Source organism: Nitratireductor rhodophyticola, assembly GCF_019891355.1.
GTDB classification, from domain to species: domain Bacteria; phylum Pseudomonadota; class Alphaproteobacteria; order Rhizobiales; family Rhizobiaceae; genus Nitratireductor; species Nitratireductor rhodophyticola.
In genome coordinates this window covers 822,055-836,463 of the sequence record NZ_JAHSSF010000002.1, presented here as the reverse complement: position 1 = coordinate 836,463, position 14,409 = coordinate 822,055, and the positions used below count along the sequence as shown (strand labels likewise).

Below are 14,409 nucleotides of genomic sequence, written 5' to 3'. Positions count from 1 at the left end.
CCAACCTCTGGTTTCCGCTTTTCGTTGAATTGCGAAAACGCTCTACCGTGTTGTTTTGCGCAATTCCGGACGGAAAACCGGCACCCACTTTTCCTGGAATTGCCCTCGCCGCAAACCGGCGTAAACCCGGCCAAGAATACCATGCGGGCGTTTGAGCGTCCCGCTTCGCCGGGTACCACTTATGGCCAGTGACGCGGCGATTGGCTGAGTTCCTGAGCAAGGCGCAGCGATGATATTCTGCCCGACGGGAGGTAACCGCATTGCCGTTCGCCTCGAACACGTTGCGACATCTGACACGCCGCCGCTTACTTGGTGCCGGCACGGCGGGCCTCTGTGCAGCGCTCGTGACGGCCTTTGGCCCACCTCCCGCGCCAGCCGAAGATCAACTCGCAACCGAAGCCGACGCTCTGGATGTCGATGCGATGCGGCTTTCCTTCGACGAGGATTTCTCCACACTCGACGTTTCGTCCTGGGGCCCCGGCACGCGCTGGATCGCGCACACGCCCTGGTCGGGAGATTTTGGCGGCGCGCGCTTTGCCAATCCCGGTGAACGGTCGCCGTTCCGCATCGAAGACGGCACGCTGCGCATTGAGGCAAAGCGCGATCCGGAGGGCGACTGGCAATCGGGACTGCTTGCCTCAGTCGATCCCGATGGCAACGGATTCTCACAGCAGTATGGCTATTTCGAAATGCGCGCGCAGTTGCCGGAGGGGCCCGGTGTCTGGCCCGCCTTCTGGCTGATCGGCAAGGATCGCTCGAAGGCTACGGCCGAAATCGACGTGATCGAATTCTACGGGGATAAGCCGGACGGCTATTCCTCCGTGGTCCACGTCTGGCATCGCGATGGGCGCCACTACTCGCGCTTTCATCGCAACGCGGTTTTCGTGGAAGCAAGCCCCGGTGCGTTTCACACCTACGGCGTGAAGGTGGACCGCAACTGGATCCGGTTCTATTTCGACCGCGAGTTCATCTGGAAGACCGAAACGCAACCGGAGCACCGGCAGCCACTCTACATTCTGCTCAATCTCGCCCTCGTCGACGGACCGACCAGGGATGCGACCCCGGACCCTTCCTACATGATCGTCGACCATGTGCGGGCCTACCGCCTGGACTGACATTCTAGGGTCAGGACCTATTAATATGATCACAATGGCGTTCGATAGACCAAGAGATGCAAGGAGAAGCCCGCAGAGCGGGGTCTTCCCCCCGGTCAAGGGGTTTGACGCGGCAGATCGCCGGTCTATCGAGCGTCCTTCGGATCGGCCTGATTTGCACGGCCTACTTTGTCGCAAGACCTTGAAAGACATGAAGTCTTCCTGCGGTCCTGCTTCGCGTATCCGCACAAATCAGGCCGACCATTGCGACCATATTAATAGGTCCTGACCCTAATGCTTTGGGATAGGCTTTCTCCTCCACCCAACGGTGGCATCGCCGAATGGTCTATATCCGTGAAACCCTAAGACCTCCGGTCGGCTCGCGGGTCATCCAGATAGCTATCTGTCTCTTTGCCGGCCTGCATGAAATTCTTTCCCTCGAAGGCATGAGAACCATTTTTCTCCCGCGCCTCAACTATAAACAATAAGCGTTTTCGGATGCTTGAAATATAGGCGCGGGCTTTTTCGGGCGGGGCGTCTACATGCATCAGAAAAAGCAACACGCGGAGCGATCCAGCCTCAACGGCGCCGTCACCGCAAGGCAATCCTCGCATCGACGCGCCTATGACCGCAATGCGTCGGTCCACGGCATCGTGGCCGGCATCGCACGCGCCCGACCGGATGCGACAGCCATCTCCTTCGATGACGCACGCATGTCGTATGGCGAACTCGACCGGACAGCCTCGAAACTCGCCGCGCATCTCATCTCAATGGGCATCCGCAAGGGTGACATTGTCGGCCTGCTCTTGCCGCGCGCGCTGAAAACGCTGATCGCCAAGCTGGCGATCCTCAAGGCAGGGGCCGCTTATGCCCCCTTCGACCCCGCCTATCCGATGGAGCATCTCTCCTATATGACCCGGGACTGCGCGCCGCGTGCGCTCATGATCGACCGGGAAAGCGCCGCGCTTGCAGCCGGTCTGCCGATGGAAGCCGACCGGCTTGTCGACATAGACGCAGCGCTTGCCGCACTGGCAGGGCGTGAGATTGCGGCGGCGTTTCCGTCCGTCGGCGGCGGCGATGCCGCCTATGTGATGTACACGTCTGGTTCGACGGGGCGTCCGAAGGGTGTCGTCATTCCCCATCGCGGCATCCAACGGCTTGTGTGCGACCAGAATTTTGTCGACTTCCGCCCGGACGACGTGGTGCTGCATACGGCAACGATTTCGTTCGATGCCGCCACATTCGAGATCTGGGGCGCGCTTCTCAACGGGGCGCGGCTGGCGGGCATCGGCGACCGCACGCTCTCCATGCCGCGCATCGCCGGCACGATCGACGACGAACGAGTCTCGGTGATGCTGCTCACCACCGGGCTCTTCAATCTTCTGGTCGATCATTCCGGCGGTAAGCTCAACTCGCTGCGGCATGTTTTCTTCGGTGGTGAAGTGGCATCCGCCGATCATGCGCGGAGATTTCTCGCCGCTCATCCGAGATGCCGCCTGACCAATGCCTATGGGCCGACGGAAGTTACCGTCATTGCCTCGACCTTCGACATTCCCGCCGACCTCCAGGATGATACGGTGCCCATCGGTTATACCATCGCCAATAACGGCCTTCACATTCTCGACGATGACCTCACCGAGCTTCCGCCGGGACGGGAAGGCCAGCTTGCGGTTTCCGGTGACGGGCTCGCCATCGGCTATCTGAACCGGCCGGAGCTGACGCAGGAACGCTTCGTCACGATCACCGCAAAGAATGGCGAGAGCCTGCGCTGCTATCTGACGGGCGACATGGCTGTGATGGACCCTGACGGGCTCCTGCATTTTCGCGGCCGCCGCGACCGGCAGGTGAAGATCGACGGCAAGCGTATCGAGCTCGATGAGATCGAGACTGCGCTGCGCCGCGACAGGCATCTGGCCGACGCGGTGGTGCAGTGCCACCAGGCTGGGCCGGCCAAGCGGCTGATCGCCTATCTTCGCCCGCACACCATGAACGGGCATGACGAAGGGGACTTTGCCGCCACCGTTCTCGGGCGGCTGAAGGGCGTATTGCCGGCGCATATGGTGCCGGGCCGGGCCATCGTTCTGCAGGAATTCCCAATGAACCGCGCGGGCAAGGTCGATCGCTCCCGCCTGCCGGCCCCGACCGAAGCGCAGGCGCCAGCGGCAACGCCGGCGGAAGGAATGGAAGCCGTCATCGCGCGGCAATGGCGCAGGGTGCTTGGCACCGAAAATTTCGGCACGGATCAGAATTTCTTCGACCTCGGCGGAACGTCGATGCAGCTCATGCGCGTCCACGCAGCGCTGGAACAGGAGCTTGGCCGCAGCATCGATGTGGTGACGGTGTTCGAACACCCGAAGATCCGCAGTCTGGCGCGCTTCCTCGAGAAAGCGCCGGACAGTCTCCAGAAGACAGCCACAGCACAAAGCCGCGCCGCGCGGCAGAGAGAGGTCATGTCTAAATTCCGCCGGAGCAGACAATGAACGAGCGCATCCCGATGAAACACGGGCCGATGGAGCCTGAAACGGGACTGGATGAGGGCATCGGCAGCGTTGCCATCGTCGGCATGGCCGGGCGGTTTCCCGGTGCGCCGTCGGTCGGTGCGCTGTGGCAGATGGTGCGCGAGGGGCGGCATGCCTTCCGCACCTTTGCGGCCGACGAAATCGAGGACGCCTATGACGAGGCGACGCGCGCCTCGCCGGACTATGTGCCCTCCAGGCCCTATCTGGACGATGTGGGCATGTTCGATGCGGAGTTCTTCGGCATGTATCCGCGCGAAGCGGCGGTGCTCGACCCACAGTTCCGTCTGTTTCTGGAAATCTGCTGGGAAGCGCTGGAAAGCGCGGGCTGCGACCCCTTTAGCGCGAAACAGTCGATCGGCGTCTTCGCCGGCTCGGCGATGAGCACCTATCTCATCAACAACATCCTGTCGGACCGGAAAAAGGCCGAAGCCTTCACCTCCGGCTATCAGGTCGACATGTTCAACGAACTGGTGGGCGCGATCAACGACACGCTGGCGACGCGCGTTGCCTACAAGCTCGACCTGAAAGGGCCGGCCTTCACCATCCAGTCGGCCTGCTCCACATCGCTCCTGGCGGTGACGCAGGCCTGCCAGAACCTTTTGACCTATGGTTGCGACATGGCGCTGGCGGGCGGTGTGTCGATCTCGGTGCCGCAGAAGCGCGGCTACATCCACATGGAAGGCGGCATGGTTTCGCCGGACGGTTTCTGCCGGCCTTTCGATGCGCAGGCAGGCGGCACGGTGTTCGGCAGCGGCGGCGGCGTGGTGCTTCTGAAACGGCTCGAAGACGCCATCGACGATGGCAACACGATCCATGCCGTCATTCGCGGCTATGGCGTCAACAATGACGGCGCGGACAAGGTGGGCTACACCGCACCCAGCGTTTCGGGACAGGCCGACGCGATTGCGGCAGCCCTTGCCAGTGCCGGCATCGACCCTGAGAGCATCGGTTATGTGGAGTGCCACGGCACTGCCACACCGCTCGGCGATCCCATCGAGTTCAACGGCCTGATGAACGCTTTTGGCGGCAATGACGCTGAAGGCCACTGCGCGCTCGGGTCCGTGAAGGGGAATATCGGCCATCTGGACGCCGCTGCAGGCGTCACCGGTCTCATCAAGGCGGCACTCGTGGTGCGCGACGGCGAGATCCCGCCGGTGGCGAATTTCGTATCGCCCAACCCGCATATGGCACTGGAAAACAGTCCGTTCCGCATTCCAACGGAACTCGTAGCGTGGGAAGCGGCGGGCGCAAAGCGACGCGCCGGCGTCAGCTCGTTCGGGGTGGGCGGCACCAATGCACATGTGGTGCTCGAACAGGCGCCCGACAGAGACGTTCTTTCGGAGACATCGCCCGACCGCACGTTCATTCTCCCGCTTTCGGCGCGGAACGAGGCGGCGCTCGCCACGATGCGCAAGAATTTGGCCGGGGCACTGCGCGAGAGCACAGAGCCGCTCGCCACCGTGGCGCACACGCTGCAGCGGGGGCGGCACGCTTTTTCGCACCGAACGGCGATTATTGCGCGCACGCGCGACGAGGCGATTGCGGCACTTGAATCTGAACGCCCGATCAGCGGCGAGGCAGCACAGGATGCCCCGCCCGTGGTCTTCATGTTTCCCGGACAGGGCGCGCAGCATGTGGGCATGGGCGGCGCGCTTTATGGGACCGAACCGGTCTTTGCCGAATGGATCGACAAAGGTGCTGATCTTCTTGAGCCTCTGATTGGCCGCGACATTCGCGATTTCATCCGGCTGCCCGACGGCGACGCACCGCAAGAGCTTTCCGAAGCACTGCGCGACACGCAGATCGCCCAGCCTGCCCTCTTTCTCGTCGAATATGCAACGGCAAAGCTCTGGATGAGCCGTGGCCTCATGCCCGAAGCCATGATCGGCCACAGCGTGGGTGAATTCGTTGCCGCCACACTTTCGGGCACGATGCGCTTCGAGGATGCGCTCGGGCTGGTCGCAGCACGCGGGCGGCTGATGCAGAGCCAGCCCAGGGGAGCCATGGTTTCGGTGCGGGCGGATGCGGAAACGGTGGCCGCGCATCTTTGCGACGGGGTGGAGATCGCAGCCCTCAATGCACCGAAGCTCAGCGTCATTTCCGGCACGTTCGACGCGATGGACGAGACATGCGCAGCGCTTGACGCCGCAGGCATCGCCTACAGCCGGTTGCACACCTCGCATGCCTTCCATTCGGCCATGATGGACGAGGCTGCCAGGGCGCTCGAAGAAGAGACGGCGAAGGTCGAATACGGTCCATCCACCATTCCCTACATTTCATGTGTGAGCGGCGACTGGCAGACGGACACGCAGGGCGCTTCGCCCGCATACTGGGCGCGCCACTGCCGCGACGCGGTGCGCTTTGCCGACGGCATCAAGACCGTTGCGCGCGAGCGCAGGCCCGTTTTCATCGAGGTCGGCCCCGGCCGAACGCTTTCGGTTTTCACCGCGCAGACGCTGAAGCGCGATGACATCGCCGCCATTATCCAGTCCCTGCCCGAACACGACCGCGCATCCTTTGGTGAGGAAGTCTTTGCCGAAGCCCATGCGCGGTCGTGGATCGCCGGCTGCGGGCTCGAATGGCCGGCCCTGCCAGAGACGGCGCGGCGGAAAATTCCGCTGCCGACTTATCCCTTCCAGCGCCAGATGCACTGGATCGACGCACCGACGCCGGAGAACCGGGCGCATGCGGCACTTGCCCATACGCTGCCCGAAACACCGGTACAAGCAATCCCGACAGACGGAATGAGCCCAATGACCACCGCACCTGCGACAACCGACCGGCGCGCCACGCTGGAACGCGCCCTGACCGCCCTGCTCTCAGACCTTTCAGGCGAAGACCTGCCAGGCGATGCAGCCGGAGCAACCTTTCTGGAGCTTGGCTTTGATTCCCTCTTCATCGGCCAGTTCGCGCAGAAGGTGGAGAAGGAATACAGGATCAAGCTCTCCTTCCGCGAGCTGCTCGGCAACATTCCGACCATTCATGATTTGGCGCGACACCTCGACACCGAACTGCCGGCAGATGCCGTGCAGGCGGTGTCTCCCTCTCCGGTGGCTCAGGTCCCCCCCACGCCGGACGTCGCGTCTGCTGCGCCATCTTCAGTGGCGAATGGAACTCCACAGGCACCTCAAGGGCTCGAGGCGCTTTTCCAGTCCCAGTTGCAGATGGCGCAGCAACTTTTTGCACAGCAGTTCGCGGCTATCCAGTCGCTTGGCGGCTCCGTGCCGGCGGCCGCGCCTTCAGCAGCGCCGCAGGTTGCACCGGCTCCAGCCGCTGCGCCCGCGCCTGTGCCGGACACAAACGGCGACGAGAGCGAGATCGGCGGGAGCCGCATCCGCGTGTACAAGCCCGGCGCGCAGGCCGGCGAAAAGGCGCTCACGGAGGAAAAACGCGCTTTCATCAACGATCTGGTTGCCCGCTATTGCGAGGAGAATGCCCGCTCCAAAGCGTTCACACAGGAACACCGGCCGCATCTGGCCGATCCGCGCGCGGCCTCCGGCTTTCGCGCCGACTGGAAGGAACTGGTCTTTCCGATAGTCTCCGACCGCTCGAAGGGATCGCGCATCTGGGACATTGACGGCAATGAATATATCGATCTCGTGAACGGCATGGGGCAAACCGCCTTCGGCCACGCCCCCGATTTCGTGGTCGAGGCGATCCGCGCTCAGACCGACAGGGGCTTTGCCATTGGCCCGCAGACACCGCTCGCCGGCGAGGTGGCGGACCTGATCAGCGAACTGACCGGGCACAGCCGCGTCACCTTCTGCAACACGGGATCGGAAGCCGTGATGGCCGCCATGCGGGTTGCCCGCACCGTGACGGGCCGCGACCGCATCGTCGTTTTCGGCAATGACTATCACGGCCAGTTCGACGAGGTTCTGGTCAAGGGCCGCAGCCGTGCGGGGCAGCATCGCACCTTGCCCATAGCCGCCGGCATTCCCACAGATTCCCTGTCGAACATCACGGTCCTGCCCTATGGCGCGCCCGAGAGTCTCGACTGGATCCGCGCCAATGCGGACGAGCTTGCGGCCGTCATCATCGAGCCGGTGCAGAGCCGGCATCCGGAGCTGCAACCGGTCGAATTCGTGCGTGCGCTGCGCGCGCTCGCAACGGAACGCGATTTCGCACTGGTGTTCGACGAGGTGGTGACGGGCTTCCGCGTCGACCCCGGCGGCATGCAGGCCGTTTGGGGCATACGCGGCGACCTCGCCACCTATGGCAAGGTGCTGGGCGGCGGAATGCCGATCGGCGTTCTGGCCGGAGACAGCCGGTATATGGATGCGCTCGATGGCGGTCACTGGGATTATGGCGATGACAGCGTGCCAATGGTCGCGCCGACTTTCTTTGCAGGCACATTCGTGCGCCATCCTGTCGTGCTGGCGGCGACACGCGCCGTGCTAGAGCACATCAAGGGTGAAGGCCGCGCACTCTACGACCGGGTGGCCACCCGCACGGAAACGCTTGTCACGGAGCTGAACGGTCAGCTTTCGGATCGCGGGATTGCGACGCAGATCCATGGCTACAAGAGTTGGTTCGTGACAGATTTCGGCAATGCCGACCCGCTCGGCGCGCTGTTTTATCCCTATGCGCGGATGCAGGGCCTGCATGTCCAGGACGGCTATCCCTGTTTCCTGACGACCGCGCATTCGGAAGAGGACTTTTCGCGCATTGCAACGGTCTTCGGCGAGACGCTCGACGCGCTTCAGGATGCCGGCATTCTGATGTCCGATGGAGAGCGGGCCGAACGACCTGCGGCAAAACCCGCGCAAGAGACGCCGCAACAGGCACCGCTGACCGAAGCGCAGAAGGAAATCTGGCTTGCAGCCCAGGCCGGCGACGAAGCCTCCTGCTCCTTCAACGAATCCTTCAATCTCGCGCTCGATGGCGCGCTGGACGAAGCCGCATTCCGCAAGGCGTTCGATCTTATCGTGGCTCGGCACAATGCGCTTCACATCCGCTTTGCGCGGACGGGCAAGCATTTCGAGGTGACGCCCGATTTACGCATCGACATGCCGTTAACAGAGGCCTCAGACACCGCAGCGCTTGCACAGATCGTTGAGCGCGAGGCGCGCACCCCCTTCGATCTCGTCAACGGTCCGCTGGCGCGCGCAGAACTCGTTCGGCTTTCAAACGAGCGGCACGTACTTGTCTTCACGGCCCATCACATCGTCTGCGACGGCTGGTCGGCGAATGTCCTGATCGATGAACTGGCGACGGCCTATAGCGCGCTTGTGCAGGGCGACACACCTGACCTGCCGTCGGCTCTGGCTTTTTCCACCTATGCGCAGACGCGCGCGAGCCGGACGGACGACGATGCAGAAACGGAGCGGTTCTGGCTTTCGCAATTCGAGACCGTGCCAGACCTGCCGGATATGCCGACCGACCGACCGCGCCCAGAACAGCGCAGCTTTGCCGGCGGCACCGTGACCGCGTTTATCGACGGCGATGTCTACAGGCGGCTGAAGAAGGCCGGCGCGAAGAACGGCGCGACGCTGTTTTCGACCCTGCTCGCAGCCATGCAGTTGATGATCGCGCGGCTTTCGGGCAGCAACGACATCGTGATCGCCGTGCCTTCGGCAGGGCAGAGCCTGCTTGATGATGAAACGCTGGTCGGCCATTGCGTCAATCTTCTGCCCCTGCGGCAGGCGCTTGATGAAGAACGGTCCTTTGCCGAGCATTTGAAGGACACGCAGCAACTGGTTCTTCAAGCCTTCGAGCATCAGGACTTTACCTATGGAACGCTGGTGCGGAAGCTTGGTCTGAAGCGCGATCCGAGCCGCCTTCCCCTGACCGAAATCCAGTTCAACCTGGAGCGGGTAACGAAGGGAATGAATTTTGGCGGGCTTGCCGCCGAGGTCGCGCCCAACCCCAAGGCGTTTTCGAATTTCGACATGTTCGCCAATATGATCGAGAGCGAGGACGGCATCCGCATCGATGTCGATTACAATGGCGACGTGTTCGATCCGGAAACCATCGAGCGCTGGCTCGGCCATTTCGCCACGCTCGTGGGGGCGCTGGCAGAAGATATGTCCAAACCCATCGAGCGCCTGCCGCTCATGTCTCAGGACGAGATGGACTGGCTTGCCTATGGGCTCAACCAGACGCAGGCGGCCTATGATGACGAGCGCTTTGCCTTCGAGCTGTTTGGCGACCGCGCGGCGGAAACGCCCGACGCAATTGCCGCCACTCATGGCAAGGAAAGCATCACCTATGGGGAACTCGATGCGCGAAGCTGGCAGATGGCACGGCTGCTCCAGGAAAAGCTGCTCGTGCCCGGCTGCCGTGTCGCGGTCGCGCTCGACCGCTCCATAGACATGCTGGTGACGCTGCTGGCGATCATGAAAGCCGACCACATCTATGTGCCGCTCGACCCGGATCATCCCGAAGCGCGCCTGCGGCAGACCATGGAGGCGGCCAAAATCTCCGCCGTGATCTGCAAGAGTGACAGGATTGCCGCCCTTGCCGGTGAAGACGTGCTGCCGATCATGCTCGATGAGGAGCGCGATGCGATTGCCGCCAGGGATGCGGCACCGCTCGAGGAGCGGGTTCATGGCATGCAGGCTGCGGCCTACATCATCTTCACTTCAGGTTCGACCGGCGTGCCGAAGGGCGTGGAGGTTCCGCACAACGCGCTGGTCAATTTCCTCACTTCCATGGCGAAGGAACCCGGCTTTGCGGCGGACGACACACTGCTTGCCGTCACCACCATTTCGTTCGACATCGCCGCGCTGGAATTCTACCTGCCGCTGATCTGCGGTGGCCGCGTGGTGATCGCCGACAGGATCGAGGTCCAGGACGGGTTCCGACTGGTCAAGCGTCTCGAGGACTGCGGCGCAACCGTTCTGCAGGCAACGCCAACGCTCTGGCAGATGCTTGTCGAAGCGGGGCTGGGCGAGAGGAAATCGCTCAAGATGCTGTGCGGCGGCGAACCGCTGCCCGCAACGCTGGCGCAGAGCCTGTGCGCGCTGGGCGGCGAATTGTGGAACATGTATGGGCCGACCGAGACCACGATCTGGTCCTCGGTCGCGCGCATCGACGATCCGGATGCACCGATCACCATCGGCCAGCCCATCGCCAACACGCAGCTCTACATTCTGGACGCGCGCAACCGGCTTGCGCCCATGGGCGTGACGGGCGAACTGAACATTGGCGGCGACGGGCTCGCCATCGGCTATTTCAACAATGCCGAGCAGACGCAGGCCGCATTTCGCAATGTGTCGATTGGCGGTGTTCCGCAGCGGCTCTACAAGACAGGCGATGTGGGACGGCGCCTGGCCGATGGCTCGCTCCAGCTTCTGGGGCGCCGCGACAACCAGATCAAGCTGCGCGGCTTCCGCATCGAGCTCGGAGACATCGAGGCGGTTGTCTCGAAGGCAGCGGGCGTGCGCCAGTGCGCCGTTGTCGCCCCCGTGAACCGCAATGGCGACCGGCAGCTCGTGTGTCACATCGTGCCGGACGATCCGGCGAACCCGCCAGACCCAAAGACGCTCAGCGCCCATGCCAAGGCGCATCTTCCCGGCCACATGGTGCCCGCCTTCTGGGTCAATGCCGAAGCGCTTCCCCAGACGGCCAATGGCAAGCTCGACCGCAAGACGCTCGAAAAGCAGGGCATCCCGCGCCAGGAGGCGGCCATCATCCGCACCGCGCCGCGCACGCCTATGGAAGAGAAACTCTCGGCCATCTGGCGCGACGTGCTCAACATTCCCGAAATCGGCGTGGAGGAGAACATCTACGCGCTAGGGGCGGATTCGCTCAGCATTTTCCGCATCGCAGCCCGGATGATCGATGCCGGCCTGCCGCTGGAGGCGCGGCATCTCCTGCAGCACCCCACGATCGGGGAGCTGGCGCTGATCGCCGATGAAGCGGAGGGCGAGACCGTGAATGGTGTCAAGCCGCATGTGCCGTCGCTGAAAGATTTCCGGCATGGCGCGCGGCGGCGCATGGAGGCACACGGATGAGCGACATCGAACACCGCCTGATGGCCTCCGGTTCGGACGACATCATCGGCGAATTTCCCTGCACGCAGACGCAGATGCGCTGCTGGTTTCTGGATCGTCTGAACCCCGGAAACCCCGCGCTCAACGTTGCCGTGCGGTGGGAGATTCGGGGGAACTTCAGGACCGAGAGCATTGAGGAGGCTTTCCGGCAGATCATCCAGCGACACGAGATCCTGCGAACCCGTTTTGTGGAGACGGACGGGCAACCCACGCAGCAGGTGGTGCGCGGGGTCGAGTTTCGTATGCCGGTCATCGACCTGCGTCACGTTCCGGAAGACCAGCGCGAGGCGCGCATCCAGTCGATCAGCAGGGAGACGGCGGCAGCCCCGTTCGACCTCGGCCAGCCGGGGCTCTTTCGTGTCACGCTGCTGATGGTGGAGAACAGGCGCGGCTTCATTCTCATCACCGCGCATCAAAGCTGCTTCGACGGCTGGTCGATCCGCGTTCTGGGGCGCGAAGTGGGAGAGCTGGCAGCGGCGATCGACGCGAAGCGTGCGCCGCACCTGCCGGAGCTGGCGCTGCAATATGGCGACTTCGCGCTGTGGCAGGACGAATACCGCAACAGCTATGGTTTCGAAGCGGAGAAGACCTACTGGCGCGAACAGTTGCGCGATGCGCCCTATTTCGAGATCAGGCCGGACCGGCCCCGTGGCCGCGTAAAAACCAGCCGCGGGGAGATCCTTTCCGCCGTGCTCCCGCTGGAATTCGGCGAGCGGATCGAGGCGGCGGCGCGCGCGCATCACGTATCGCTGTTCAGCTATGGCGCGGCGGTCATCAGTGCTGCACTTCACCACTATTCGGGCGAACGTGAAGTGCTGTTCGGGACGCAGATCGCGGGGCGCGAGGATGTGGATCTGGAGAGCCTGATCGGCGTGTTCATCAACAATCTCGTTCTACGTTTCGATATTGCCGACGAGTTGAGCTTCGCCGATCACCTCTCAAGGGTCAGCGCAACGGTGGGGGCGGCCCTCAACCACCAGAAAATGCCGTTCAACAATCTGGTCGAACTGATCAATCCTGTGCGCGATCCTTCCCGCAATCCGCTCGTCTCGGTGAACTTCAACCAGCAAAAGGCCTTTCTGGAAGATACGCGCTATGGCGATTTCGAGCTGATCAGCGCCCCGTCGCAATCGCCGGGCGTTATCTATGATCTCAACTTCATCATGATCGGCCGGCCGACCGGCTGGCGCATGTCGGTGGAATACAACACCGATCTGTTCGACGAAGCGACCGCGCGGGAGCTGCTCGATCTGTGGCAGAAGGCCTATGCCTTCGCGCTTGACGATCCGCAGGCGCAGATTGGCGCAATGGCGGGGCCGGTTCGTGCCGGCACATTGCCGAAGGAAGCGCAGCCGAAACCGGCATCGCGGCTGGAAGCGCTGCTTCTCGCGCAACCGGATGTCGCCGATGTCGCGGTCCGGCGAGACGGACCGGCCGGCCGGCCCCACGCCTTCGTGGTGCCGACTGCAGGGCTCATGGTGCCACTCGAAACCCTTCCTGCGCTACTGGACGCCTATCTGAGAGAACGGCTGCCAGAGGAAGAGTTACCCGCCGCAATCAGCGTTCTTCTTTCCCTGCCGAGACGGGCGGATGGCGCAGTGGAATTGCCGGCGATGCCGCCACCCACGGCCAATGTCCCTGCCCCGGTCACTGCCGGAAGTCCGGCCCCGCCGGCAGACAGGCAGGCGGAGCTTGGTCGGATATGGGCGCGTGTGCTCGACGTGCCGCGGGTGAATGCAGACGACGACTTTTTTGCGCTGGGCGGTCATTCGCTTCTGGCCCTTAGAATGTTCTCCGGCGTGCGCGAGGCCTTCGGCATCCAGCCTGACCTCGCTCTCCTGTTCAGGGAGCCGACGCTCTCGGGCTTCGCGTCTGCGATCTTCGGCACACAGCCTGCCCCTGTCGCAGAACCGGCGGAAGAACCGGAGACCCCGTCACCGGTCACCGTCGAATGGGAGACAACGACCTACCGGCAGGGCAGCGGAGACTGCGCGGTCTATACGCTCAACCATCCCTTCCTCTATTACCGGATGGCCAAGTCGCTTCCCGGTCATGCCTCCGTCATCAATCTTCACATGTTCAATGCGAGGATCGATGAAGAGACCGAAGGCTTTTCGCTGGAAAAGATCGCCAGCGATGCGGTGGACGCGATGCAGCTTGGCGACACACCCAAAACCGTCGCGCTGGTGGGGCTCTGCGTCAACGGCATCCTGGCCGCCGAGATGACCCGGCAATTGCGGGCCCAGGGGCATGATGTGAGCTTCGTCGCGCTGATCGACAGCTGGGCGCCCGGTTATGTGCGTTCGCAGCCGGCCTTGACGCGCTGGCGCTGGAACACCGAGAAACGGGCAAAACGTCTCGTCTATTTCACTGGCAAGCTTCTGCGCGGGCGCATGTCGCTGATCACCTATCTGAAGGAGTTCAGCCTTTCGCTGAAGCTTGTCGAGCGCTTCGCGCCCGCCCGTGCGATGAACGAGGAAGAGGAAACCACCGAAGCGGTCACCCAGTATCTCGTTCGTGCGGCCCGGCGTTACAGTCCGCGTGCGCTTTCCGGCGAAACCGTGCTCTTCTTCCGCAGCCAGGCCACGCATCGGCGCGCAAGACGGCTTCTGTTCGGGTGGCGTGGTTTCGTGCCGGATGAATCGCCGGTTTTCGATCTCAGCGGCTGGCACGAGGATTCGTTGAGTGACAGGGGCGTCGACAAGCTTTCATCCGTGCTTGGCGAGCGTCTTGAACTGGGAGGCTCCGCTGACCGCTCCTCCTGACAAGCAGGGCAAGCCAAGCCCAGCCCCTGCCTCC

General features: G+C 63.1%; 4 protein-coding genes. All 4 read left to right on the top strand.

Annotated elements, in window-relative coordinates:
* The first annotated feature begins 260 nt into the window (after positions 1-260).
* Positions 261-1,115 carry a glycoside hydrolase family 16 protein gene (locus KUG85_RS09560; RefSeq protein ID WP_255606333.1) on the top strand — a complete coding sequence of 285 codons (855 nt, stop codon included), beginning with the start codon at positions 261-263 and terminating at the stop codon, positions 1,113-1,115.
* Positions 1,116-1,636: 521 nt separating this feature from the next.
* Complete coding sequence (locus KUG85_RS09555) at positions 1,637-3,574, top strand: non-ribosomal peptide synthetase (protein ID WP_223005012.1); 1,938 nt, start codon at positions 1,637-1,639, stop codon at positions 3,572-3,574.
* Positions 3,571-11,571: a non-ribosomal peptide synthetase/type I polyketide synthase gene (locus KUG85_RS09550; RefSeq protein ID WP_255606332.1), complete on the top strand. Its 8,001-nt coding sequence runs from the start codon at positions 3,571-3,573 to the stop codon at positions 11,569-11,571. Before KUG85_RS09555 ends, KUG85_RS09550 begins: the two co-directional genes overlap by 4 nt.
* Entirely contained in the window at positions 11,568-14,375 is a 2,808-nt protein-coding gene (locus KUG85_RS09545) for a condensation domain-containing protein (RefSeq protein WP_223005011.1), read from the top strand. The genes KUG85_RS09550 and KUG85_RS09545 overlap by 4 nt, the downstream gene beginning before the upstream one ends.
* The last annotated feature ends 34 nt before the right edge of the window (positions 14,376-14,409 follow it).